The 25,060-nt window shown below is 56.9% G+C and carries 24 protein-coding genes; 9 read left to right on the top strand and 15 right to left on the bottom strand.

The annotated features are described in order from the left end of the window. The first annotated feature begins 19 nt into the window (after window positions 1-19). The gene (pbpC, locus tag E8K88_RS13115; RefSeq protein ID WP_240754519.1) at window positions 20-2,509 is read left to right on the top strand and encodes a penicillin-binding protein 1C; all 2,490 of its coding nucleotides are present in this window, start codon (window positions 20-22) and stop codon (window positions 2,507-2,509) included. Between the two features lie 62 nt (window positions 2,510-2,571). Here the strand turns inward: pbpC and E8K88_RS13110 are convergent, their stop codons facing one another. Then, window positions 2,572-3,033, bottom strand: coding sequence for a hypothetical protein (locus E8K88_RS13110; protein ID WP_136407126.1), 462 nt, complete (start codon window positions 3,031-3,033; stop codon window positions 2,572-2,574). 570 nt (window positions 3,034-3,603) lie between these two features. Further along, complete coding sequence (gene putP, locus E8K88_RS13105) at window positions 3,604-5,199, bottom strand: sodium/proline symporter PutP (protein WP_136407125.1); 1,596 nt, start codon at window positions 5,197-5,199, stop codon at window positions 3,604-3,606. A 641-nt stretch (window positions 5,200-5,840) separates the two neighbouring features. Between putP and E8K88_RS13100 the strand changes: the two genes are divergently transcribed. Continuing rightward, entirely contained in the window at window positions 5,841-6,782 is a 942-nt protein-coding gene (locus E8K88_RS13100) for an MBL fold metallo-hydrolase (RefSeq protein ID WP_136407124.1), read from the top strand. 123 nt (window positions 6,783-6,905) lie between these two features. Here E8K88_RS13100 and E8K88_RS13095 read toward each other — a convergent pair whose 3' ends face one another. Beyond that, window positions 6,906-7,475: a TetR/AcrR family transcriptional regulator gene (locus E8K88_RS13095; protein WP_136407123.1), complete on the bottom strand. Its 570-nt coding sequence runs from the start codon at window positions 7,473-7,475 to the stop codon at window positions 6,906-6,908. An 86-nt stretch (window positions 7,476-7,561) separates the two neighbouring features. Between E8K88_RS13095 and E8K88_RS13090 the strand changes: the two genes are divergently transcribed. After that, complete coding sequence (locus E8K88_RS13090) at window positions 7,562-8,029, top strand: nuclear transport factor 2 family protein (protein ID WP_136407122.1); 468 nt, start codon at window positions 7,562-7,564, stop codon at window positions 8,027-8,029. 136 nt (window positions 8,030-8,165) lie between these two features. Here E8K88_RS13090 and E8K88_RS13085 read toward each other — a convergent pair whose 3' ends face one another. From E8K88_RS13085 to yjjJ, 3 genes are all read right to left on the bottom strand, one after another. After that, entirely contained in the window at window positions 8,166-8,678 is a 513-nt protein-coding gene (locus tag E8K88_RS13085; protein WP_136407121.1) for a hypothetical protein, read from the bottom strand. A gap of 2 nt (window positions 8,679-8,680) precedes the next feature. Continuing rightward, entirely contained in the window at window positions 8,681-9,253 is a 573-nt protein-coding gene (locus E8K88_RS13080; RefSeq protein WP_136407120.1) for a hypothetical protein, read from the bottom strand. A 321-nt stretch (window positions 9,254-9,574) separates the two neighbouring features. After that, complete coding sequence (gene yjjJ, locus E8K88_RS13075; RefSeq protein WP_136407119.1) at window positions 9,575-10,927, bottom strand: type II toxin-antitoxin system HipA family toxin YjjJ; 1,353 nt, start codon at window positions 10,925-10,927, stop codon at window positions 9,575-9,577. Between the two features lie 116 nt (window positions 10,928-11,043). On the opposite strand from yjjJ, the gene E8K88_RS13070 reads away from it, so the two are divergent. After that, window positions 11,044-12,126, top strand: a complete 1,083-nt coding sequence (locus E8K88_RS13070; protein WP_136407118.1) for a coiled-coil domain-containing protein — start codon at window positions 11,044-11,046, stop codon at window positions 12,124-12,126. A gap of 241 nt (window positions 12,127-12,367) precedes the next feature. On the opposite strand, the gene E8K88_RS13065 is transcribed toward E8K88_RS13070, so the two are convergent. From E8K88_RS13065 to E8K88_RS13030, 8 genes are read right to left on the bottom strand one after another with little or no spacing between them, the layout of a single operon-like run. Continuing rightward, complete coding sequence (locus tag E8K88_RS13065; protein ID WP_136407117.1) at window positions 12,368-12,781, bottom strand: nuclear transport factor 2 family protein; 414 nt, start codon at window positions 12,779-12,781, stop codon at window positions 12,368-12,370. A gap of 8 nt (window positions 12,782-12,789) precedes the next feature. After that, the gene (locus E8K88_RS13060; protein WP_136407116.1) at window positions 12,790-13,572 is read right to left on the bottom strand and encodes an SDR family NAD(P)-dependent oxidoreductase; all 783 of its coding nucleotides are present in this window, start codon (window positions 13,570-13,572) and stop codon (window positions 12,790-12,792) included. Window positions 13,573-13,581: 9 nt separating this feature from the next. Further along, the gene (locus tag E8K88_RS13055; RefSeq protein WP_136407115.1) at window positions 13,582-14,187 is read right to left on the bottom strand and encodes a DUF3833 domain-containing protein; all 606 of its coding nucleotides are present in this window, start codon (window positions 14,185-14,187) and stop codon (window positions 13,582-13,584) included. Then, the gene (locus E8K88_RS13050; protein WP_136407114.1) at window positions 14,184-15,467 is read right to left on the bottom strand and encodes an MFS transporter; all 1,284 of its coding nucleotides are present in this window, start codon (window positions 15,465-15,467) and stop codon (window positions 14,184-14,186) included. The genes E8K88_RS13055 and E8K88_RS13050 overlap by 4 nt, the downstream gene beginning before the upstream one ends. Then, window positions 15,464-16,051: a chalcone isomerase family protein gene (locus E8K88_RS13045; RefSeq protein ID WP_136407113.1), complete on the bottom strand. Its 588-nt coding sequence runs from the start codon at window positions 16,049-16,051 to the stop codon at window positions 15,464-15,466. The genes E8K88_RS13050 and E8K88_RS13045 overlap by 4 nt, the downstream gene beginning before the upstream one ends. A 9-nt stretch (window positions 16,052-16,060) precedes the next feature. Continuing rightward, the gene (locus E8K88_RS13040) at window positions 16,061-17,275 is read right to left on the bottom strand and encodes an SAM-dependent methyltransferase (RefSeq protein ID WP_136407112.1); all 1,215 of its coding nucleotides are present in this window, start codon (window positions 17,273-17,275) and stop codon (window positions 16,061-16,063) included. Continuing rightward, window positions 17,262-18,077 (bottom strand): DUF1365 domain-containing protein, encoded by an 816-nt coding sequence (locus tag E8K88_RS13035; RefSeq protein ID WP_136407111.1) that lies wholly within the window; start codon window positions 18,075-18,077, stop codon window positions 17,262-17,264. Before E8K88_RS13035 ends, E8K88_RS13040 begins: the two co-directional genes overlap by 14 nt. Further along, window positions 18,074-19,384 (bottom strand): NAD(P)/FAD-dependent oxidoreductase, encoded by a 1,311-nt coding sequence (locus tag E8K88_RS13030; RefSeq protein ID WP_136407110.1) that lies wholly within the window; start codon window positions 19,382-19,384, stop codon window positions 18,074-18,076. The genes E8K88_RS13035 and E8K88_RS13030 overlap by 4 nt, the downstream gene beginning before the upstream one ends. Before the next feature lie 84 nt (window positions 19,385-19,468). Here E8K88_RS13030 and E8K88_RS13025 point away from each other — a divergent pair, with 84 nt between their 5' ends. Then, window positions 19,469-20,077 (top strand): TetR/AcrR family transcriptional regulator, encoded by a 609-nt coding sequence (locus E8K88_RS13025; protein WP_136407109.1) that lies wholly within the window; start codon window positions 19,469-19,471, stop codon window positions 20,075-20,077. 127 nt (window positions 20,078-20,204) lie between these two features. On the opposite strand, the gene E8K88_RS13020 is transcribed toward E8K88_RS13025, so the two are convergent. Then, the gene (locus E8K88_RS13020; protein ID WP_136407108.1) at window positions 20,205-20,987 is read right to left on the bottom strand and encodes an SDR family NAD(P)-dependent oxidoreductase; all 783 of its coding nucleotides are present in this window, start codon (window positions 20,985-20,987) and stop codon (window positions 20,205-20,207) included. A gap of 208 nt (window positions 20,988-21,195) precedes the next feature. Here E8K88_RS13020 and E8K88_RS13015 point away from each other — a divergent pair, with 208 nt between their 5' ends. From E8K88_RS13015 to E8K88_RS13000, 4 genes are all read left to right on the top strand, one after another. After that, the gene (locus E8K88_RS13015) at window positions 21,196-22,017 is read left to right on the top strand and encodes an enoyl-CoA hydratase/isomerase family protein (RefSeq protein ID WP_168797329.1); all 822 of its coding nucleotides are present in this window, start codon (window positions 21,196-21,198) and stop codon (window positions 22,015-22,017) included. Between the two features lie 159 nt (window positions 22,018-22,176). After that, a complete protein-coding gene (locus E8K88_RS13010) occupies window positions 22,177-22,575 on the top strand; it encodes a nuclear transport factor 2 family protein (RefSeq protein ID WP_136407106.1) in 399 nt (132 codons plus the stop codon). Between the two features lie 23 nt (window positions 22,576-22,598). Continuing rightward, window positions 22,599-23,393: an SDR family oxidoreductase gene (locus E8K88_RS13005; protein WP_136407105.1), complete on the top strand. Its 795-nt coding sequence runs from the start codon at window positions 22,599-22,601 to the stop codon at window positions 23,391-23,393. A 47-nt stretch (window positions 23,394-23,440) separates the two neighbouring features. Next, window positions 23,441-25,003, top strand: coding sequence for a long-chain-fatty-acid--CoA ligase (locus tag E8K88_RS13000; RefSeq protein ID WP_136407104.1), 1,563 nt, complete (start codon window positions 23,441-23,443; stop codon window positions 25,001-25,003). The last annotated feature ends 57 nt before the right edge of the window (window positions 25,004-25,060 follow it).

Here is a 25,060-nt window from a genome sequence, read left to right as displayed (position 1 = left end):
GCTGGCATCTTTGCAGGCCATGAACGCCGCCCCGCTCACCCCTGTCACGCCAATTGACACGCCAATCGCCCGCGCACTGCTGGGCGGCTGGCGCAGCCTGGGCTTGGCGCTCGCCTGCCTGCTGGCCCAACCCGCCATGGCACAAACCACCACGCAGGCCGCACCCAGTGCAGCCGCGCAAGCAAATGCTGAAACAGGCGATGACGCAGAACTGCCCAGTTTTGCGCAAGTGCACAGCGACTACCGCAGCAGCGAGCATTGGCTGCTGGACCGCAATGGCCAACGCCTACAGCGCATCCGCACCGACTTCACGGCCAGAAAAGGCGACTGGGTCGGCCTGGCCGACGTCTCGCCAGCCTTGCTGCACGCCGTCTTGCTCACCGAAGACAAAAATTTCTACGAGCACAGCGGCGTTGACTGGTCGGCCGTGGGCGCAGCCGCCTGGGCCAATCTCTGGAACGAACGCACCCGTGGTGCCTCGACCATCACGATGCAACTGGCTGGCTTGCTCAACGAGAGCCTGCGCTCACGCTCTGGTGGCCGCAGCTGGGGGCAAAAATGGCGCCAGCTCTGGGCTTCGCGCGAACTGGAAGCGGGCTGGAGCAAAGCCGAAATCCTTGAAGCCTACCTGAACCTCGTGCCCTTTCGGGGCGAGATCATCGGCATTGACGCACTCTCACGTAGCCTGTTTGGCAAAGCCCCGCACGGCTTGGACCAGCGCGAAGCCGCGATTGCCGCCGCCTTGCTGCGCGCACCCAACGCGCCAGCCGCCAGGGTCAGTGAGCGAGCCTGCCAGATCCTGCAACAAGCCCAATCGCCTTGGGGCGAAGACTGCAAAGCCCTGAATTTGTATACCTCGGCCGCGTTGCGCAACCGCCACTTTGAGCCCGTCAGTGGCCCAGCGCCGCATTTTGCCCGCTACGCGATGCAGCAATGGCGCAGCCAGAACCCACACACCGCCCTGCCCGAACAACTGCCCAGCAGTCTGGATCGGCGCATCCAATTGCATGCCCAGCAAACGCTGCAATTGCACCTGGGCGCGCTGCAAGGCAAAAACGTGCAAGACGGCGCCGTCTTGGTGCTGGACAATGCCAGCGGCGAAATCCTCGCCTGGGTGGGCTCTTCAGGCCAAGCCCTGAGCCAGGCCGACCAGGTCGACGCGGTAGTCGCGCTGCGCCAGCCCGGCTCGACCCTCAAGCCCTTTTTGTACGCCCAGGCGATTGCCGAGCGGCGCCTGACCGCCGCCTCGCTGCTGCACGACTCCCCCGCCAAAATTCCGACGCAATACGGCATCTACGCCCCGGAAAACTACGACCAGGGCTACAAAGGCTGGGTCTCGGTGCGCCAGGCGCTAGGCAGCTCCTTGAATATTCCGGCTGTGCGCACCTTGCTGATGGTCACGCCCGAGCGGTTTGCCGCGCAGCTGCGCGCCCTGGGCTTTGCGCTGCCAGAACCGGCGGGCTACTACGGCTACAGCCTGGCATTGGGTGGCGTTGATGTTACCCTGCTGCAACTCACCAACGCCTACCGCACACTGGCCAATGCCGGCGTGAGCAGCCCGGTCGCCACCCAGCGCATCGCCCGCACTGCTGCGCCAGCCGTTGCTGCTGAAACGATGGATACGAACAGCACCACTTCAGACAAGACAGCCCTTGCAAGTGAGTCACTGGCAGCAGACCACACCCGTATCCTGCCTGCCAATGTCGCCTACATCGTCGGCGACATGTTGTCCGACCGCCATGCGCGCTTGCTCACCTTTGGCACCGACAGCCAACTGGCCACGCGCTTTTGGAGCGCGGTCAAAACCGGCACCAGCAAAGACATGCGCGACAACTGGGCGATGGGCTATACGCCGCATTTCACGATTGGAGTCTGGGTCGGTAATGCCGATGGCTCGCCCATGCAAGACGTCAGCGGCATCTCGGGCGCGGCGCCCGTGTGGGCCAGCATGGCCGCCTGGCTGCACCAAATCGACCCGGCTCCAACGCCCAAGGCACCTGCAGACCTGGTGCGCCAAGCCGTGCGCTACACCTATGACGAGCCAGACCAACAAGGGGCCGAAACCCCCAACCCGCGCCGCAACCGTGCGCAGCTGGTGGAAACGGCCAGAGACGAATGGTTTGTGCCCGGCACCGAGCAAAGCCTGTTTGTACTGAGCGCCGCCGCGCCCGCCCCTAACGCAGCAAGCTCCACCGAATCCCAACGCAACGCCGATGCCACCAGTGTGCAGCCGCGCATCAGCCAGCCCTTGAACGGCACGATTTTGGCACTGGATCCGGATATTCCGCCCCATAACCAAATGCTGCGCATTGCATCTAGCGCTCCGGCCAAGCAACTGCATTGGTGGATGAACAATACCCGTGTGACAGACTTACGCGACCCCAGCCATTGGTATTGGCCGCCGCAGCCGGGGCAATTCACCTTGGAGTTGCGCAGTGCGGATGGGAAGACTGTGTTTGATCAGGTAAGGATTGAGGTGCGGGGGGCTAGTTTGAAGGCTGGGTCTTGATTCGCTGAGCAACATTCTTTTTAATGATTTTGTCCGCAAAGGAAAACAATCTATATTTAATCTTAGGCATTGAATATTTCCGGAGCGACTTCATACAAATCATCTCTCCTCATAAATTTCAAAAAATTCTCAGCCAATGGACCTTGCCTCTTCATTTCTGGCAGCAAATCACTCCATGCAACATCATCAAAAGTCGTTTTCTCTCCATAGCTACTTAAAACACCAGCCTCATCCACTCTCCCCTCTAAATATTTGAGAAACAAAAAGCCCTCATAACCTTCATCACTACAGCCATTTAGGCATTCCTTATTCAAAGATGCTCGCAAATCCGAATCACCCTCTTCCTCCAAGGAGTAAAAACATCCGGTACATTTAACCAATGATAAATTAACAAGCCAAATTTTGGGGACTTCACACTGAAGAATTTTTCGATCAGCCCAATCAACAAGCTCCTTACAACAAAAATACCCAGAATCAAGTGCACCCGATAAATAACAACAAAAATTATTTGAAAAATCATTCATCCAACATCTCCGTATTTAACACTATTAACAACCTTACCCCTGCGGCGAATTAACAACTCCTAATAGTAACTCGCATACGGCACATCCTCATCCATGGCTGATTTTCTCCAAGCATTCTTTGGTACAGTAAAAATCCTTAACGATTTTTTGCTCTTTCATCTTGCAGCAAATAAAAACACCTATCAAGCCTTAAGAGCTGCTTGTATGTTTATGATTTTTGGGGCTAGGGGTGAGAGCGGCTATCGGTCGTTTACGCAAACCGCCCCTGTTAGTAGCCCCCTCCCACCCAGCCTATTAGCGTCCATGCCAAACTGCGCAGCACACAGCCGTATGGCTGCGCGACTGCCGATCTGAAGGCAAGCCAATGCATATTTGTGGAAACAAATACACCAAGCAAGCGGTGTCTGTCCAAGCAACCGCTTCTTAAACTGGTGACAGCATATAAAAACCTTTTACCAAAAAACTCCACAGCATGCACTCAAATCCGTGCGGACGATGCCAATCATTCTAAAAAAGCCTGAGGCATTAAGCATCAGGCTTCCTATTTGAAAGACATTGGATGCCAATGCCTTATGACTGCATGGCTTTCTTGTATTCGTCAGTTGTCTTTTCAAATTGCACAACCATGGATTGCGATGGTTTGCCTAAGAGGCTGACAAGCACGATGGCCAAACAAGACAGTATGAAACCGGGGACAATTTCATACACTCCCAGCAGCGGAAATTGCGCCAACACTTCAGAGACGTCAATGTTTGCACTGGCTGCCAGCCATTTTTTAATTTCTGGAAAAACAATCACCGTCAAAGCACCGACAAGCATGCCTGCCAGTGCGCCATTGCGTGTCGTTTTCTTCCAGAAAATGGAGAAAATCACCACCGGGCCGAAGGCTGCGCCAAAGCCTGCCCAAGCGTAGGAAACCAGGCTCAAGACTTTGCTATTAGGGTCGTAGGCGATGTAGATAGCCAGCGCGGCAACAATAAATACCATGATGCGCCCCACCCATACCAGCTCGGCTTCCGATGCTTTTTTTCGCAAAAAACCTTTGTACAAATCCTCAGTCAGTGCACTGGATGACACCAGCAGTTGGCAACTCAATGTGCTCATGACTGCAGCCAACACGCCTGACAGCACGATGCCTGCAATCCATGGGTTAAACAGTATTTTTGCCAGCTCCATAAAAACCGTCTCGGGATTGCCTTTGACCACCTCGCCCGCTGCATTCACACCGCCCACTACTTGAATTCCTGCTTGTGGGTTGTGCAGAAAGTACGCATAACCAAAGAAGCCCACCAGGACTGCACCCAACAGGCACAGAGCCATCCATGCAATGGAAATTCGGCGCGCACGAGGGATGGTTTTCACCGAATCGGCGGCCATGAAGCGCACAAGAATATGCGGCTGACCACAATACCCCAGCCCCCAGGCCATCAACGAAACAATAGCGATCCATGAAAGGCCATGCGTGAAATTCAGGTGCTCTGGGCTGGCTTGGCGGATGGTCTCAATCACCGCCGTGGCATCTAACCCTGAAAAATTATTCATATTCAAGAGAATAACCACCGGCACCAACAGCAATGCAAAAATCATCAGTGTGGCCTGAACCGTATCCGTCCAGCTGACAGCCAAGAATCCGCCAATAAACACATAGGCAATCGTTGCAAATGCCCCAACCCAGATTGCAGTGTCGTAATTCATTGAAAACGTAGACTCAAAAAGTCTGGCACTTGCAACTACACCCGATGCGCAGTAAATAACAAAGAAAAATAAAATAATGATTGCAGCGAAAATCTTCAATAAACGGCTATTGTCTTCAAAGCGTCCTTGAAAGTAATCAGGAAGCGTCAAGGCATCATTGGCTTTCTCAGTAAACAAGCGCAGTCTACCCGCTACAAAAAGCCAATTGAGATAAGCCCCCAAGGTAAGGCCAATGGCAATCCAGGACTCAGAGATACCAGCAATAAAAATAGCACCAGGCAAGCCCATCAACAACCAACCGCTCATATCCGATGCTCCGGCAGATAACGCAGTGACCACGCTGCCAAGGCTGCGTCCACCCAGGATGTAGTCAGAGAGATTTTGCGTGGACTTGTACGCGTAAAATCCGATGCCAATCATCGCGATGATATAAATAAAAAAAGTAATATGTATGGGCTGCAATGCATTCATAAATTGTCATCCTTGACACTGAAATAATTCAACCAGAGAAATCCAAAAAACCTGCAATGTACTACCATTTAAGAACATGATTTTCTTCGCCTTGGGTTTGAGGCGTTGCTGTTCCAGCCGCAATCCATGTCAAAAGTCTCTGAAAAACTGCAGCCATCTGCAACAGTGGGAACCCCATAAACGCTGGAAGATACACACGCCATGCAAAGGGCATTTTTAGCGGAAATTGGAGTGTTAGTTTTGGTTTGTTTGCATTTAGATCTATTGGCCAACCTCTCCAAACCCATATGAAGTCCACTCAAAGCAGCCATCGTGTTCCTATTTATACAAGGCGCTTTGCAGCATCAGCTTGCCGCACTAGGCAGTATGCTCCTGTGATACAGAGGCACCAGTGAGAGGCTTTCAGCTCCAAAATCCATGTTCAACATCTGTTTCAGTAGCGAGCGCAACAAAAGCTGCCTTGCGGCGTTGGCCCGTTTGACACATACGCATGTGCGGCATGTGCGGCCTGCAGCAGATCGCCTTGCATAGTCCCAAGTGGGACAATGCAAAATCCTATCGGATGGCATTCTCCGATGGGATTTAAATCATCAGCCCTTTTTTGGGGCTACAGGCTATGCGCCAGTCTTGTGTGCAACGGCATGAGCCATCCCAGAAAATCTACAAGGAGTACGCACTTGAATAAGCACATCGAACGTGTCGATTTCGGCCCAGTTGCCGTTTTTCTTGGCGAAAAGAACGGCAAGTACCCGGACGGCAATCAAGTGCTCATTCGTGGCGCAGACACCCTGGCTGCACTGGATACGCCCATTGTGTCAAACCATATCGGCGCTGAATTGGATGCGACCGAGCTCGTCGTGCTGGGCCACGCCCATGAGGACCACATGGCGGGCTTGCACCGCCTGCCTGGCGCACGCGTGTATGCACCAGTGGCTGACCTGCCTGCTGTACAAAGCTGGGATGGCTTTGCCACCACCATGGGAATGCAAGAGCAGGACCAGCAAGCCCAAGTGCAGGGGCAGTTTCAACGGGACTTTTTCTATACCCCAAGACCCGATGCGCAAGGCTATGAAGATGGCGCCTGCTGGGAGCTCGGTGGCACACAAATCCGCGCCATCCACATGCCAGGTCACACCGCTGGTCACTCCGTACTTGTGATCGAGCCGCACGGTATTGCTTTTATTGGCGATATCGATTTGACCGGATTCGGCCCTTATTACGGCGATCCTGGCTCCAGTCTGCAAGATTTCCGAGCTAGCTTGGCGCGCCTGCCAGACATACCAGCGAGCGTCTGGATCACGTCACACCATCGTGGTGTCTATACCGACCGGGACATCTTCATGCGTGATCTGGCCGCCTACACGGATAAGTTGGATGAGCGCGGGCAGCGCCTGCTCTCACTGCTGGCAGAGGGCCCTCAAACCCTTGAGCAACTGGTCGAGAAACGGCTGCTGTACCCACCGGGTTTTGATGCACCGTGGGTGCGGATGGTCGAAGCGCGGACCATCCTCAGGCACCTGGAAGAGCTGCTTTGCAATGGGCGTGTGGCAATGGCCGATGGCGGTGTTTACCGACTCGGATAGTTGCACGCAAGCAACTGACATTGCTGGCGTGGTGTGCGCGCCGATGTCGTGGCAGATTTTGTCGTGGCCGATGGCGTTTTGCGCGCCAAACATATTGGTTTAGACCAGGCAGTGAGCGCCTTGCTAGCGGCACAAAATACCTTCAACAGAGGCTTTGACACTCGCGATCACCGCATCCAGCGGCTGCCCCATTTGGGCATGGACTATTGCGCCATCAATCGTCAATTCAAGCACCTGCCCTGCAGACGCACGGTCTGCGCTGAAGAAGGCATCCAATACTTCGGCCATGTCTTGCTTGTGACTGCGCACGACTTCCAGTATTGCGGGCTCAGCAGAACCCAGCTCAGCGGCTGCATTCAGAAACGCACAGCCCCTGAAGTCGGGCTGGCCAAACCAGTTCTCAAGCGTACTGAGCAGCGCATCTGCCGCCGATGCGCCCTCCGCCGCCTCTTGCGCCAGGCTGGCGGTGAACCATTCCATCCACATGCCATGCCGGTAATCCAGGTAGGCCAGAATCAAATCGTCCTTGCTCGGGTATTGCCGGTAGAACGTGACCTTGCTCACCGATGCGCGCTCAATGATTTTGTCCACCCCAGTCGCTCGTATGCCCTCGCTGTAAAAAAGTTGATGGGCGGCGAGCAGGATGCGCTCTCTTGGCGGCAGCGCGTCCAATGCTTGTGTTGAAGTGTGCATGCGCATATTGTAGACAAGTCGTTCTACATTGGCTAGAATTCGCAACGTAGACAGATCGTTCTACATTGATTTTAATGAGGCTAATCATGGAAACTCGCCCGCCACTGCCCCCATTCACACTTGAAACCGCTATCCAGAAAGTCCGCTTGGCTGAAGACGCTTGGAACACACGCGATGCGGCCAAGGTCGCACTGGCCTATACGCCAGATACGAAATGGCGCAACCGAGCAGAGTTCGCCAATAACCGCGCCGAAGCCCAAGCCTTCCTAGAACGGAAGTGGAACAAGGAGCTGGACTACCGCTTGATCAAAGAGCTGTGGCTATTTGGGGAAAACCGCATTGCGGTTCGCTATGCGTATGAGTGGCACGACGACGCTGGCAATTGGTTTCGCTCGTACGGCAATGAAAACTGGGAGTTTGAGGCCAATGGGCTGATGCAGCGGCGCTTTGCGTGCATCAACGACATGCCGATCAAAGAGTCGGAGCGCCAATTCCATTGGCCGCTTGGACGCCGGCCGGATGGGCATCCTGGCTTGTCTCAGTTGGGGCTTTGAGTGGGCTTTGGTAGCTTGATGCCCGTGCGGATGTGACTGGTTAACGCAATGCAGTGGCTATTTTTAGGCATGCATTGCAACGTGGGATGTCTCAAAGGCCGCTGGCATGTTCTTCAAAACATCAAAAGCAGGCTGCCTATTCAGGACAAGTGCTTTCCACATCATAGCCCAAATAGTAATAACCGCTCCACGGCTCCTCGGAGCGATTGTGAGTTTTTGCCTCAAAAGCAACGCCTTCCGATGTAACGCAAGAAGTGGCTTCGTATTGCGCACTGGCAGCCTGCTCCAAAAAAGCAATGCCGAAATCCAGCTCTGCCGCATTGGCCGACAACGCATAGAAAGAATAACCGGCCCCTTGATTCACTTCAGCGCGTCCTGGCGACAAGGCAGCGCATACATCGGGGTCAGCCGATTGCGCAACCACTTGAAGGCGACGTGCAGGGCGTAGCTGATTGGTTTCCAGCCACCACACTGTTTGCGCTGGCACAAGCGTGGCATTTTTGATGGCTAAGCACGCGGCGTCTGTCCAACCGATATTTTCTTGAACGCCAAAAGTGTTTTCTTGCTGACCTGCCGTGGATTGCGTCTGAACAGCGCATCCAACTAAGCTTATTAGCGTTGCACCTATCACAAACAAGCATTGAGACATGTTTATCTCCCATTAAGCGACCAGTGAGGAGCATCATTGAGATGCTTCATGACACCGTAACTCGCTCCGACTTTGTGCAATTCTTTGTTGGTATTGACATTCGTTTTGAAAGGTACTGTCCGCATATTGCCGTCTGCGTCTTGAACCGACATATCGCCAAGCCAACAAATTTTCATATCAATGGCTTCTCCCCTAATATGATTGCTCGTCATCGATGGTGCAACTGTACTTCTTGGCGGAAGAGCTAGACGAAAGCCACGTACCATCTCCAATGCCCCATTCTTACTCTCAGCATCATTGCCATGATCCCACTGGATGTCGACACCATCCATTTCTATTGCCTCTGATGCTCTAACATCTTCAGTTGCAATCCGCCAAGACCAATGGAACAAATAGGCGCGCTTTACGCTTCTTCGGGTGGATTCAATGAGGACAGTTGCATTAGCTGCCTCCAGTGCATCAATAAATGCTTGCACACTCTCTCTAAACCCGAGCCTAAGATCAATGATTTGCGAACTGTCTGGAATATTATCTTTCGCCCATCGAACCCAATATGCTCCGCTATTTATAGCCATGAACCTTCTCCTCAGTGTTGGTAACTGTGATGATTCAAGGTTAGCACTGCATGATTACACACCATTTAAAAGGATTTTTCACAGGCGAAACAAAAGCTTATAAAAACACAGATCTCACTCGCGAGGAGTAAGGTAGTTTGGACGGGTCTATTGCTTGCGCAAAAAAGTACCAGATCAAAAAGAAACAGCAACGTCTGTCAGAAGCCGCTTGCAGCTCAGAAACACTCAACTGCAGCTGATGTGGGCAGCGAAGCTGCGCCACCCTACGTCCCACGACCACTTGCATTGCCCCAAAGTGGCTGAACAAGGCCTTGAGCGGGCTTAAGCAATACGGTCAATGCGCTGTTTGGCGATGTCTAAATGCTCGTCAAGCGCAGCGATGCAAGGGGCAAACCGCTCACTCAGTTGAGCATCATTGCGCAGCCGCGCTGCAAAAGACACTGCCAAAACATACGCTTTGCGCCATATCTCACCACTGATGGCTGCCACGATTGTGGCGGGCGCCAATGTACTGGCTATCGCTCCGCTGGCTTTAGGTGCAAAGGCCATGGGAGTCATGTCATAGGCTGGGGCCAATGCGTAGGGACGGCCACTGTCCGTGGTGAAAGAAAGATTGCCCGCATGCATATCGGTGTTGCCGATCAATGTGCCATACGCCCACAGCAAATCGGCGCCTTGTGCTGCCTCAGGCACGACGCATTGCGCTTGTACCAGTGCACGCGTGATCGCATACCAGGAACTGCCGATTCCAACAAACTCTGCATCCAGCGCACTCAGTGATAGCAAGGCGGCGCGCCCCAAAGCGCCAATGCGATCAAAACGCACGACCTCCAGGAAACGCTGGCCTTGACTGTCTACGATCTGCGTCTTGGCTGCAGGTACACCCGCTTGGCGCAGCACCTCCAGCGCATGGTGCTCTGCCCGCAACAGATCACGCCAGCGTTCAGAAATCGCATTGTTATCGCGCGCAGTGAACTTGACGATTACATGTGCTGGACCGTCTTCTGTTTGCACATAAGCCGTGAATTTGGGCTGCTCGCCACCGGCAGATGATCCAGCGATGTCACCTGCATCGGCCTTGGCCGATAGCGTCGCATAAGCCTGGCCGCGCCCATCCAATCCCAGTGGAGTCGGCATTGGCTGGTTGATAAACACTTGCTCCGAGCGCTCACCGACAAGCACATTGCCTGGCAAATCATCCCCATACAGGTGCAGTGCTTGCAGCACGTTCGTATCGCTCCAGTCAACCAAGCGCTCAGGCAACTCCCACTGCTTGGCATTCTTGTGCACGAAAGCACGGCCCAAATAGCCTTGTGGCCGCATGTCAAACAGCCACCATGGCAGCCCTTCTGAATAACTGTCCTGACCGGTAGCGCCAAGCAACACGAACCCTTCTGGTCGAACAGGCTCCAAAACGCCAAGCCGCTGCAATTGACCATCTTTCGTGACGCGCGCAATAGGGGCGATCAGGTGGCCACGTGCATGGTCTCTGAGCAGATAATGAATAGATTTATGAATGTTGAATCTAAGTACGTCCGCCCCCATGCTTTTGAGAGCACGAGAAACCGTTGGCTGGCTGAGGCCCAGTGATTCACACAGCATATTACTGGTAAGAGGCCCGGAGTTAAGGAGCTTCTCAATACTGCGAGCATGCGAGGATTGTGTAGATGCCATACCGCCATTGTATGCAAAGTGAATAATTTAATGAATAGATAAATGAATAACAAAACATACAGGACAAGCAGCGCGCTGGAGGGATGACAAGCGCTTGTTGGCGATAATGCACGCCTATGTCCCAATCCTCTCTTCAAGTGCTCGCTGGCGCAGTACAAACATGCTCGCCGCAGCAGGCCACATTCAATACGCTGATGCAGCAGATCGAGCAACAGCGTGAGTTGCTGCGTGAATGGGAGGCGGCGACGGCGCTGTTTCACCAGCGTTATATGGCCGAGATCGTGCCGCTACAGCAACAAGACCTGGCGCTGAAAGAGCAGTTGCTGCGCTTGTTTGACCGGCTCTCTGACCAGAAACTGGCCAAGGCGGATCAGGCGCATTTGGACCAGCTGATTTGCCATTACGTCGATGAAGTGCTGGCATCAGTGCAAAACAAAGCCAAATCAGCCGAGCTCCAAGCCATTTTCAACCGCCACGCTGAGATGGATGACACGCTGCCGCAGCACGCCTCCTTGCAGCGAGACAAGACGCAGCAAACGGATGGATTGCAGTCCAATAGCGATACCCAAGCATCGCCTGAGGAACTGCTAGCGCAATTCCAGCAAGCGGCCGACGAACAAGAAGCGCGTCACCAGGCCGCTGAAGCCGCGCGTGCCAAAGGCAAGGCCCAAAGACAAGACGCCGCCAAAGCCCGCAAGCAGCAAGAGGCAGACAAAGAGGCCAGCCAATCGGTGCGGGCGGTTTACCGCAAGCTGGCCAGCAGCCTGCACCCCGACCGCGAACCAGACCCGCTAGAGCGCGAGCGCAAAACCGTGTTGATGCAACGCGCCAACCAGGCTTATGCAGCCGGGCAACTGCTGCAACTCTTGGAGCTGCAGCTGGAGGTCGAGCAAATCGATGCCACGCACATGGCCGGATTGAGCAATGAGCGGCTCAAGCACTACAGCCAGGTACTCAAAGAGCAATTGCGTGAGATCAAACAGGAAGTTGCATCGATAGAAAACAGTTTGAAGGCCTGCTTTGGCCTTTCGCCACGTGACAAGCTGGCACCCAAAAAACTCAGACCGATGCTGGCTGCCGAAGTCGCAGCCAGAAAACACAACCTCACAGTGCTGGGCATGCAACTGAAAGTATTCAGCCAAGACACCAGCGCGTTCAAAGCCTGGCTCAAGGATTCGAGGCAGTTCAATAGGGAATAAACCGGCTGCCGCACGCAGAGGGGCTTCTGTAGCAATGCCGCATGGGCGGCTTTGCTGCACACAAATACCGATCTTGCCAATATCTGCCACACCCGCAATGGACTCAACAGCGTGCTTGCGTCCCCTACCCCATCATGAAGACCGAAAGATCGTTGCGTCGGGTTAGTTACGCCCCGCTCACTGCCAACGCAAACAGGCATTGTCCCGCTGACCTGCCAAGGCCCCTCTGCCGCTAACTCTGCTACACCTGCGGCGTGGCAAAGCGCTTGCCCAACTGCCTGAAGATCACGCCCACAAACGGCAGCTTCTGCAGCAGCTCTTGCCCCGTGTCCCAATAGTCTCGGTGGTCTTGCACACGCCCATCGGCGGCCAACTCGAAACGGCTTGTGCCGTGGATGCAATAGGCACGTTGGCGCAGCAAGAAATGGAAATCCCAGCGCACATATGCCACGCAGCCCTGTTGTACGCATTCATCGACGACAAAACGAGGCGCTTGCATGGCCTCAAACATGTGCCTGAAAATCCGCTCAATCGCAGCCGTGCCTTGCACTTCATTGAACGGGTCTTTGAAGTGGGCATCTGCGCAGTAGATCTGGTTGATCTGCGCCAGGCTCTCTGGGCTCAGCTGCGTATACCAGGCAATCAGTTTGTCCATGTGTTCCCTCAGGGCTTGGTGGTATGGGAGATGACGGCAAAACGCCAGCGTTGAGGCAATAGTCGAACCAACTGCAGCCACCAGGTAAAACGTTTGGGAAAGCTGATTTCAAACTGCCCACGCGCAAGCCCGGCCACAATCGCTCGGGCCGCTTGCTCCGGGCTTTGCAGTGCGGGCATGGGAAAATCGTTGCGCTCGGTGAGGCGGGTTTTGACAAAACCGGGGTTGACCAGGTACACGCCCAAGCCACGCGGGTGCAGCTCGGCATAGAGCAGCTCGGCCAAGTTGATCAACGCGGCTTTACTAGGGCCGTACACGGTCGCATTCGGCAGGCCCATGTAGCCGGCCACACTCGCCACCAGTACCAAACCACCCTCTTGGCGCTGCAGCATACCAGGCAGCACCGCCTCGATGCCAAAGAAGACGCTGGCCAAATTGGTTTGCAAGGTATTCTGCGTGCTCGCGCTCGACAACTCCCAGCTGTGCTCGGGACGATACACGCCTGCGCAAAAAACCACCCAATACGGGCTATCGCCCCAATGGCTTTTGAGGCGGGCATGGGCCTGGCGCCACTCGTAGGCGTGCGTCGCATCCATCGGCAAGACCAGGGCATTCACATGGCCTTGGGCCGTCTTCTGCAAGCCCCCCTCTGACCTGGCACTCAAGGCCAGCTCGGCCCCCAGGCTCAACAGCTCTTTGGCCAGCGCCGCACCAATGCCACTGGAGGCGCCAACGATCCAGACCTTTTTGCCCTGCCACTGTCTGATTTGAGGATTCAGTGCTGCAAACATAAGACCTCCCTATTGGGTGCTTGGTGCATGGGCTGTATGGCCTGTATGGCCAAGCTGCTTGTCAGCGCCAGCGTCTTGCTTGCGGAAAAAAACGGTCAATTCGCCCAGCTCCACCCCCCATTTGCGCATGGAGGTGCGGTTGACCAGCGTCTTGTCATCGAGCTGGAACATCCAGTCGTCCATGCGCATGTCAATCACGCGGCCACTGACGGGCACTTGCAGCGTGTAGCGCAGGTGCACGGCATTGCCTGCGGTTTGCAAATCGGCCGTGCCCACCACATCATGGGCTACGCCGGTCCAGCGCTGCGGTGCCACCGGTGTGAAGGTCCAAACGCGGCTTTGTTTTTCGCCATCGTCAAAAACAAACTGCTCGTCCAAAATGAGTTTGTCACCGTCCATGCGGCCCTCGATACTGGCATAAAAATGGCGCAGCACCATGCCGCCGCGTTGCTGCACCAGACCCCAGGCCTGGCTGCGCCCAGCAAAAAATTCCGCCAGGTCGAGCTTGGGCTCTCGGTCCGCATAATCGGCCAGCTTGGGGCTGCTACAGCCCTGCAAGGCCGCGCCTATAAGGGCCACTGCGGCCACGGTCAATGCGATATGTCGACGTTTCATACAGACTCCTTGGCGCTTGGCGAGTGGCGCAGCTGGTGCCACGCAAGCAGTTTGAACACACACGGAAAACCGGCATACAAACATCCCAGCCACAACGCGTGCGCGCCGCCCAGGCCTGGCTCGTAGCCCACAACTGCCAGCAATGGCAAAGCCAAGGCCGACGACGCCAGCGCCAGCTTGCCCAGCAAGGAGCTCAGGCCGTAGTAGCCAGCGGCCTGGGCGTGCGCAGGTATATGGCTGCCCAGCCAAACCGGCACAATCACCAAGTCAGCGCCCAAGGCCCAGCCAGTAACCAGACACACTGCGCCAAACACCCAGGCGCTCTCTGGCCCCAGCCACGGCGTGATGGCAAAACCAGCCACGGCCAGCAGCATCGACAAGCGCCAGGCCCGCACCATGCCAAGCTTGCCCGCCAGCACATTCCAGCTCGGCAAACTCAGTGCAGCAGCCACAAAATAGCTGGCCAGAAAAGCCGCGGTCCAGACCTGCGCAGCCAAACGGTCGGCGATGAAAAACATCACCAAGGTCGCGGGCAAGGCCATCGCCAGCGCATTGAGAAAAAATGGCACCAAAGCGCGCCTGAATGCGGGTGTGTGCCAGGCACCAAGCCAGTCGCCCCCACGGTCTGCGCTTTGCCCCTGCCACACAGGCGCGCCACGCAGCAAGGCCACCAAGCCAACGACCAGCAGCGCAGCAAACAGCAGCACATACAGGCGATTGCTTGCCATGCCCTGCAGCGCAGTGGCATCTGCTTGCAGCAAGACCACCCCTGCCGTGCTGGCCAGCACCACACCAGCCAGCCCCAAGGCCTCACGCCAGGCGGCGGCACGCTGCTGCAGCGCCAGCCCGGCCAGGCGTGCGCCCCATGCCAGGTAAGCGATTTGCAACACACTATGGGCGCTGTAGGCCAGCATCAGCATCGCGCCCAACCAAGCGCTCAAGCCCCAGGCACCCAGATCTGCCGGTGGCAGCCAGATGCCAGCAAACGCCAGCGCCAGCACGACAGCGGCCAGCCACAGTGCCCAAGGCAGTTGCTGGCGCTGCGCCAGGCGGTCCAGCCATTGGCCAATAAAAGGGTCTTGCACAGTATCGACCAGCCGGGCGGCAAACAAGACCGCGCCAATCAAGGCCAAGGGCGCTCCCAGTTGTTCGCTGTAGTAGGTGGGCGCTTGCACATAAATGGGCAGTGCCACCATCGCCAATGGCAAGCCCAGCATGCCATAGCACAGCAAGGCGGCACGGGGTGGCCTGGTGATGCACTGGATAACGGCGCCAGTCATGCCAGCCCCAATAACTGGCGGCGCAAGCGGCCATCGCGCGCCTGCGGGTGCAGCCAAATCGAGAAAAAGGCGTCGGCAAACTCGGCATCGGCCAGTTCGCCCAGGGGCACGTGCTGGTCGTAAAAGCGGCAGCCGTCCCCCGGTTGGTACCAGGCACTGAGCACATCGCCTTGCTGCACATCGCGCCACACTGCCGTTAAAGCAGAGGCCCATTCGGCCAGCCGCTGGTCAGAAAATTGCTCACCATACAGGCGCTCAATTTCCTGCATGGTCGCCTGCACAAACTGCGCGCGCTCAATCGTGCGGTAATACGCAATATGCAACACCAGCGGCTGTTGCTGCCAGGCAGGCGAGGCGCTGCTTGCAGGCGCTGTGGGCCAGCTGGGGCTGACCCACAGTTGCGCACGGTAAATGCGCATGCCAAACCAGCGAAAATCGCCCTCACCCAGCAATCTGGCCTGCGGCAAATTGGCAGCCCAAACAGGCGCAGCGTTTTGTTGGCTAGCGAGCTCCTGGCTCGCAAATACCTGCTGGCCAAGCAGCGCCAAAGCAGGTACACAAGCGAGCAATTGGCGTCTGTGCATACAGTGCTCCTAGGCTTGCAGCAGGAATTGGTAGACATCGGTGCGGCCTTCGTCAAAGCCGGCTTCGCAATAGCACAGGTACATATGCCAGGTGCGCTGAAATGCCGCATCAAAACCCTGGGCCTGCACCGCCTCGCTGTGCGCACCAAACGCATGCCGCCAGCGGCGCAGGGTCTCGGCATAATCGCGGCCAAACGCGTACGAGTCCAGGTGCTGCAGGCCTTGCTGCTGGGCCGCAGCAACAAACCGCTCGGGGCTGGGCAGCATGCCTCCAGGGAAGATGTATTCACGAATAAAGTCGCTGCTGCGCTGGTATTGCTTGAAATAAGACTCGTCAATCGTGATCGATTGCACCAGGGCTTTACCACCGGGTTTCAAACGCTCTTGCAGGCAGCGAAAATAGCCGGGCCAATAGCGCTGGCCAACGGCTTCAAACATTTCGATTGAGACAATGGCATCGTATTGGCCACTGAGATCGCGGTAATCGCGCAGCTCCAGCCTGACCCAGTCCTGCAACTGCAATTGCGCCACGCGCCTTTGTGCCCACTCCAGCTGGGCCGCTGAAATCGTGATGCTGTGCACGCGAATGCCTTGTGTGGCTGCATACACCGCAAAACCACCCCAGCCGCAGCCCACCTCCAAAATACTTTGGCCTGGCAATACGCCCAACTGGTCGAGGATGCGCTGGTATTTGGCGTGTTGCGCAGCTTCCAGGCTTTGGTTGTAATTGCCCTCAAACAGGGCGGCAGAATAGGTCATCGACCCGTCCAGCCATAACTCGTAAAAATGGTTGCCTAGGTCGTAGTGGGAATGGATGTTTTCTCGGCTGCCTTTGCGTGAATTGGGGCGCAACTGGTGTTGCAGCCAAAACCAGCAGCGTGTGAGCATCGAGCCCGAGATCAAACGCTGGATTGCGGCCTGGTTGCGCAGTGCCAGGCGCAGCAAGGCCGTCAGGTCATGGCTGCCCAGCCATTGCTGGCGCCAGGCGTGCGCCAGGCCAATATCGCCAGCCGAAAAAATTTGCTGGCACGCGCGCCAGTCATGGATGCTCAAGTCAGCCCGCAAATCACTGTCGGCTGGGCCAAACTCCAAATGCGCACCGTCGGGCGTGCGCACCACCAAATGGCCGTGTTGCAGGCGAGCGAGCAGCGCCATCAAAATGCGCCCGCTGGAAGGCATATCCACCGGCGCATTGGCCAGTGCAAGGGTGTCACTTTGGTTCATAAGGGCTCCTGGGTGTGCGCGCTCGCATGTGGGGGGGAAGTTCATGGCTGAGGCTGGTCTGTGGCGGTTCGGGCTTGCGGTGAAAAGGCACTTTGCCAAGCCATAGCAGCAAGGCCTGCCAATGGATTCGGGCCATCACGCCAGCGGTCAGCACAGGTTGCCTGAAGAAACAGCGCCGCAACTGTGCCGCGCTGAAAGGCCGACTAGTGCCACTGATGCTGGTGCGCATCAACAAGCCTTCACTGTCGTGGTAGTTGATGCCCGCAAAGCGGCTGAACTCACCGTCGCGGAAGCTGAATTCGTAATGCCCCTCGACCTTGCAAAACGGCGAGACATGAAAAACCTTGGTGGTCTGCAACTTGGTGCGGGCTGTGATCGGCTGGGCACCTGCGGCCTGCAGCAAATACATATGGTGCTCGCCAAAGGTGTTGTTGACCTCGGCCAGAACACTGCGCAGTGCACCCTGTGCATCGTGGCAATACCAAAAACTCACCGGATTAAAGCCATAGCCCAGCACGCGAGGAAAGGTTTGCAAGTGCACCTCGCCATCGCAGGGCAGTCCTGCCTCTTGCAGCAAGGCGCGAATCCAGCTGAGCAAGCACGAGCCATCGCGGGGGCCAAAATCTTTGCTGCGCAGACCCATTGGCCTCGGCTTGTCAATGCCAAACCAGGCGTTATTGAGCTCTGGCAGCCGTGCGACGTTGACCCGCAAGCAAAACACCGGGTAGACGAATGCGTGTTTGCGTGGCCTAAGGCGCGCATGCATCACATGACCCACAATGATTTGCGCGGCGTCTTTCATAGCTCAGCCCAGTCCGGCAAGATGCCAAAGTCACTGGCGACATGCAAGGCCGACAGCAGGCCATCTTCATGAAAGCCGTAGCGCGTCCATGCTCCGGCAAACCAGGTGCGACGCTTACCTTGCAGCAGCGGCAATTGCTTCTGCGCCGCAATCGCAGCCGTATCAAATAGCGGATGCTCATACACATAACGCCCCAGCACCTTGCCGCTGGCAGGCTCCTTGTCCGGGTTGAGCGTGACAACCACCGGCTGCTTGAATGGCACAGGCTGCAACTGGTTGATCAAATAGCTGACGCACACCGGCGAGCGCCCATCCTGGGCTGACTGCCGCAAGTAATTCCAGGCCGAGCGCACTTGCAACCTGCGCGGCAGCAAAGCCTCGTCGGTATGCAAAACCACCTGGTTGCTTTGGTAGCGCACCGCGCCCAGCACCTGGCGCTCCAAATCACAGGCATCGCTGAGCATCGCCAAGGACTGCGGCGCATGCGTGGCCAGCACCACGCCATCAAACCGCTCTAAACCGGAGGCCGTGGTGATGTGCACCCCGCTAGGAGTGCGTGTGACCTGCTGCACGGCGCAACCGAGTCGAATATCTTGCACATAACTGGCAATCGCATTGACGTAGCTGCGTGAGCCACCGGCTACCGTGTACCACTGTGGCCGGTTTGCTATTTGCAACAAACCGTGGTTGATGCAAAAACGCAGGAATGTCTCAGCTGGAAAATCCAGAATATCACCGGGAGCGCTCGACCAAATCGCCGCCGCCATGGGCAACAGGTACTGCTCTTTAAAACTGGTGCTGTAGCGGTGCTTGGCCAGCAACTCTCCCAGGGTCTGGCCATTGGCCAGACTCTCTTGCAGCGACTGGGGGGCACTGCGGTTAAAGCGCATGATGTCCTTGAGCATGCCCCAAAACCGCCACGACAACAGATTGCTGCGCTGGGCAAACACGGTTTGCAAATTGGTGCCAGCCCATTCCAAGCGGCCACTATCGAGCGAGACACCGAATGACATATCGCTGGCAATGCGCTGCACACCCAGCGCCGCAAACAACCCCAATAAATTGGGGTAAGTCTTGTTGTTGAACACCAGAAAGCCGGTATCGACCGGTGCACTGAGGCCGTCCAAATGCACATCAACCGTATGTGCATGGCCACCCAGGCGGTTATCCGCCTCGAACAGCGTCACCTCGCAATGCTCGCTGAGCAAATAGGCGCAGGACAAACCGGCTATGCCCGAACCAATCACCGCCACACGCCGCAATGGCTGAAAATCGGCTGCAAGTGGTTGACGCAAAGAATCAGGCATTCAAGCTCCATTGAATTGTGGCGGTCTATCAATTACATTTACTAATCGGAAACTTAGTTTACTACACAGTAGAAAAAAATACCAATGAGTATCTTCAATAAATTAAGCTTTAAAGACCAGGCATTCCGACTGCGTGAGACAGCTATCTTGGATGCGACCACCCAGCTCTTTGCCAACAAGGGCTTTGACTTGATGACCATGGACGATGTGGCCTTGGCAGTGGGCATCTCCAAGCCCAGCCTGTACAAGCATTTCAAGTCCAAAGACGATTTGGCCGCCGCTGCGATGCTGCGGCTGCTGCACGAGGCGGAAGGTTTTTTGGATGGTCTGGACCAAGGCCTGGGTCCGACCGCCACACTCAGCGCCTTGCTGGAGTGGGCGATGCGCGTACGCTTGGCCGGGGGCTTGCCATTTTTGCCGTCGACCAGCCCGCACATCCGCAGCATGCTCACGCGCAATATCCGCTACGTGGCAGCCGCCATCAAGCTCAATAGCCGCTTGAAGAAAATCGTCCAGCAAGGGCAAAAGGCCGGCGAACTGCGCAAAGAATTACCAGCGGATGTGATTCTCTACAGCTTCTACGCCCGCACCTGCGATCCTGCGGTCGAGTATTTGCGCCTCTATGCCAAGATGAGCGACGATGACATCGTCAAGCACATGTTGTCTGTGTGCTTTTCGGGTTTGACATCCTAAGAACGTGTAGGCGCTAACTGCACCAGCTGCTGCCATGCTACGCGCCTAAAAAGATAAACGCCGCAAAAGCGGCGTTATCCAAGCGGTCATGACAAATAGCTACAAGTGCTTGTCGCCAAGCGCAGCATCAACGCGGCGCCATCCGAATCGCACCATCGAGGCGCACGCTCTCGCCATTGAAATAGCCGTTGGTGATCATCAATTCGGCCAATTGCGCAAATTCATCGGGGGCACCCAAGCGTTTGGGAAATGGCACGGAAGCGGCCAACGCCTCCTTCACCGCATCGGGCGCGGCCTGCATCAGTGGTGTATTGAAAATGCCGGGCATGATGGTGTTGACGCGGATGCCCTCGGCCATCAAATCACGTGCAATGGGCAAAGTAATGCCGACCACACCTGCCTTAGAGGCCGAGTACGCCGCCTGGCCCATTTGCCCATCTTGCGCAGCCACCGAGGCGGTATTGACAATCGCGCCGCGCTCACCGTCCTGCAAGGGTTCAAGCGCCAGCATGCCTGCGGCGGATTTGGCAATGCAGCGGAAAGTGCCAACCAGGTTGATCTGAATGATGCGGTCGAAATTGGCCAGCGGGAAATGCCGAACCTCGCCTGTTGCCTTGTCGCGGCTGGCGGTTTTCACTGCATTGCCGGTACCGGCGCAATTGACCAGCACCCGCTCTTGCCCATGGGCTTGGCGGGCTTTGGCAAAGCCGGCATCGACCTGCTCTTCAGAGGTCACATCGACCTTGCAGAACACCCCTCCCAACTCTTTGGCCAGGGCTTCTCCGGCCGTTTCGTTGAAGTCAAAAATAGCGACTTTGACGCCGTGGCGAGCCAATCGCCGCGCCATCGCCGCGCCCAGTCCAGAAGCGCCGCCAGTCACGACGGCCGCAACACTGTGATCCAATTGCATGCAGCACTCCTTTGTTGTATTGCCGTGGTGTTGGTCTGCCCGTGCAGCACCGCTCGGCACTGTGCATAGTTTGAAAGTGTAGAGAGCGCCTTAAGCCCGCGGCATCGTCTGAAACGACGAAATCAAGCCCACCCGAATTGCCCTCGCGCGCTGCGCTGGTTATGCTGGCCTGAAGAAAAACACCAGCCCCTACGCAGGAGAGATGCGCATGACCGACCACACCGCCAAGCACGACAGCTGTGTATTGCACTACCCAGTGCCCGGCTTGGCCCACATCACCCTCAATCGCCCCAGGCAACGCAATGCCTTGCGGCTGTGCGACATGCAGGCGCTGCACCAATTACTGGACCCGGTGCTGGCCGCAGACGCGATTCGTGTCGTGCTGTTTACGGCCAATGGCGCGGGCTTTTGCGCAGGCTTGGACATCCAATCCATGCTCGATGCGCAAGGCCAGATGCACACCGATGTTACGCAGGCCTATGCGCTACAAGAAACCTTTGCGAGCCTGATGCAGCGTTTGAGGCGCTCGGACAAAACCATCATCGCTGGCGTACATGGCGCGGCCGTTGGAGCTGGTTTTGGTCTGGCGCTGGCCGCTGATATTCGCTATGCCAGCCATGCTGCGAGCTTCCATGTCGGGGCCATCAAAATTGGCTTGAGCGCCGGTGAATGCGGCATCAGCTACCACTTGCCGCGCACCGTCGGCAGCACGCGTGCATTCGACATCATGCTGACTGGCCGCCCGGTGCTGGCCGAAGAAGCCGAGCGCTGTGGCCTGGTGGCCGCACTCACCGCGCCTGAAACGCTGGAGCAGCTGTGCCTGGAGCGTGCGCAAATGGTTCTCTCCAACAGTCCGTTTGCGACCAAGCACACCAAACAAATCATGTGGCGCTCGCTGGATGCCTCCAGCCTGGACGAGGCCATAGAGCTGGAAAACCGCGCGCAGATTCTGGGTTTGCTAACGCAGGACTGCGCCGAAGGCATGCGCGCCTTTGCAGAAAAAAGAGCACCGGTGTTTACCGGCCGCTGACACCGGCTACGCCGCACTGTGCGCCTTTGGAATCGTCTGTTACGACGATTCCAGCCACGCTGCGGCCCACTACATTCAATCATCAGATACCCACCTTGCAGCACGCACTGCACCAGAGGGCGGCTGCAGGCAACAACGACAAGCCTTAGGAGACACACCATGACCGACCCGATTGCCCAGTGGCACGAGATAGTGCGCAACCGCGATGCCGATCAACTGCGTGCGCTGTTGCACACTGATGTGGTGTTCCAGTCCCCTGCGATGCACACACCGCAAGTGGGCGTAGCCAAAACACAGCAGTATTTGCTGGCGGCCTTGGCCGTGCTGGGACCTGCACAGTTTCGCTACGAGCGCGAATGGCGGGGTGCGCAATCGGCGGTGCTGGAGTTCACCGCCCAGATCGATGGCATCGCCATCAACGGTGTCGACCTGATCGACTGGGATACGGATGGCCGCATCACCCGTTTTACTGTGATGGTGCGCCCCCTCAAAGCACTGCAAACGCTGGTTGCGCACATGGGCGCGCAACTCACCGCACCACCGAGCGCACAGCCTTAAAGCGCGCCCCTTCAAGGAGCTTTATGCAGGAATTTGCAGGCAAACACCTGTTCGTTGCAGGCGGCAGCAGTGGCATCAATCTGGGGATTGCAACGGCCTTTGCGCAGAGCGGCGCCCGCGTCAGCATCCTCAGTCGCAACCCGGACAACATTGAAGCGGCAGTGCAGCAATTGCGCGCTGCGGGCGCCGCAGCCGTCAGCGGCTTTGCAGCCGATGTACGGCAATACGATGCGGTTGCCGCCGCGTTGGCGCAAGCGGCCGCAGCCCATGGGGCGATCGATGTGCTGGTCTCGGGCGCAGCCGGCAACTTTCTTGCCGCTGCGGCCAACTTGTCAGCCAACGGTTTCAGAACCGTCATGGAGATTGACCTGCAAGGCACGTTCAATGTATTGCGCGCAGCCTGGCCGCATCTGCGCAAGCCCGGCGCTGCGGTGTTGAACATCAGCGCCGCGCAAAGCTGGTTGCCGATGCCCATGCAGGTGCATGTCTGCGCGGCCAAAGCCGGCATTGACCAGATCACCCGCACGACTGCACTGGAATGGGGGCCAAGTGGGGTGCGCGTGAACTCGATCGCACCCGGCCCAATTGCAGGCACCGAAGGCATGGCCAGACTGGCCCCCCATGCAGCCTCGCTACAAGCCTGGACCGAAGCCGTGCCATTGCAGCGCTTGGGCACTTTGCAAGACATCGCCCAGGCCGCCATGTGGCTCTGCTCATCACAAGCGTCCTACATCAATGGCGTGGTCTTGCCCGTCGATGGAGGTCTCGCCTTGGGGGGCTCGAGCGCCATTACAGCCGCAATGCGCCCCCCTGCCTAACCACCAAACCCCACACCCAGTTATCCCATACTTTGAGGACCCGTTTCATGGACCTGCAACTCACTTTGATTCTGCACAAAGCCGCCTCGCAATGCCCACAGCAACGCGCACTGCATTATGCTGGCCAGGACTTCAGCTACGAAGCGTTCACGCAGCGCGTAGCCAAACTCGCGCAAGTGCTGCACCAGCATGGCGTTGGCGCGAATGACCGCGTTGGCATGCTGGCACTCAATTCTCACCGTTTTGTCGAGTTTTACTTTGGCACATGGTGGGCAGGCGCAGTCGTCAACCCGGTCAACATCCGCTGGAGCGCACGAGAAATCGCTTATTCGCTGGACGACTGCGACACCCAGGTCTTGCTGGTAGATGACCAATTTCTGCCGCTATTGCCCGAGATCCGCCAACATTCACGCGCACTGCGCACCGTCATTTATGCAGGCAATGGCACAGCACCACCAGATCTGCCGAGCTACGAAGAGCTATTGGCTGGCGCAAGCCCAGCGGCCGACGCGCAGCGCCAAGGCGATGACCTGGCAGCCATCATGTACACCGGCGGCACGACCGGCAAGCCAAAGGGCGTGATGCTCAGCCACCGCAACCTGCTCAGCAATGCGCTGAGCGTGCTGATTGCCGTGCCACGCTCCAGTAGCGCCATTGCGCTAGTGTGCGCGCCCATTTTCCATATTGGGGGCTGGGGTATGGTATTGCAAAGCCTGCACAGCTTAAGCACGCTGGTGATGCTGCCCATGTTCAACCCGCAAACCGTCTTGCAGGCCATCACCACACAGCGTGCCACCGAAATGTTCCTGGTGCCGACGATGCTCAAAATGCTGATGGAACACCCCGAGTTTGCCCAGCACGACATGGGCAGCATCGCCACGCTGATTTATGGCGCAGCAGCGATTGATGAGAGCCTGCTGCTGCAAGCAATGCGCGCGTTCACGAATGCGCGTTTTTACCAGGCCTACGGCATGACCGAGTGCGCGCCGGTCACCAGCATCCTCGCGCACGAAGACCACTTGCCCCAAGCAGGCCAGCCGGCGCGCCTGCGCTCAGCCGGGCGGCCAGTGGCCATCTCACATGTGCGCATTGCCGATACTGAAAACCAGGAATTGCCACGCGGCCAGGTTGGCGAGCTACAAGTGCGCGGCCCGCATGTGATGCAAGGCTACTGGAATCAGCCAGCGGCCACGGCCAGCAGTTTGGCACAGGGCTGGATGCACACCGGCGATGGCGCCTACCAGGACGAAGCCGGCTACCTCTATGTGGTCGACCGCGTCAAAGACATGATCATCACCGGAGGTGAAAACGTCTATTCGGCCGAAGTCGAAAATGCGCTGGCCGAACTACCGGCCGTGCTGATGTCGGCCGTAATCGGCATCCCAGATGCCGTCTACGGTGAGAGTGTGCATGCGGTAATCCAGTTGCGCCCTGGCCATGAGCTGACCGAAGAGCAAGTAATCACCCATTGCAAAACCCTGATCGCCAGCTACAAATGCCCGCGCAGCGTCGAGTTTCGCAGCGAGTTGCCTTTGTCAGCCGCAGGCAAGCTGCAAAAATTCCAGCTGCGTGCGCCTTATTGGGCGAACCACACGCGCAAAATCGCGTAATGCCGCACACGCGCAAAATCGCGTAATGCCGCACACGCTCTACAGCGCTGTCATGCA

Source organism: Lampropedia aestuarii (assembly GCF_004803635.1).
Classification (GTDB): Bacteria; Pseudomonadota; Gammaproteobacteria; order Burkholderiales; family Burkholderiaceae_C; genus Lampropedia; species Lampropedia aestuarii.
This window is presented reverse-complemented; position numbering and strand designations above follow the sequence as displayed.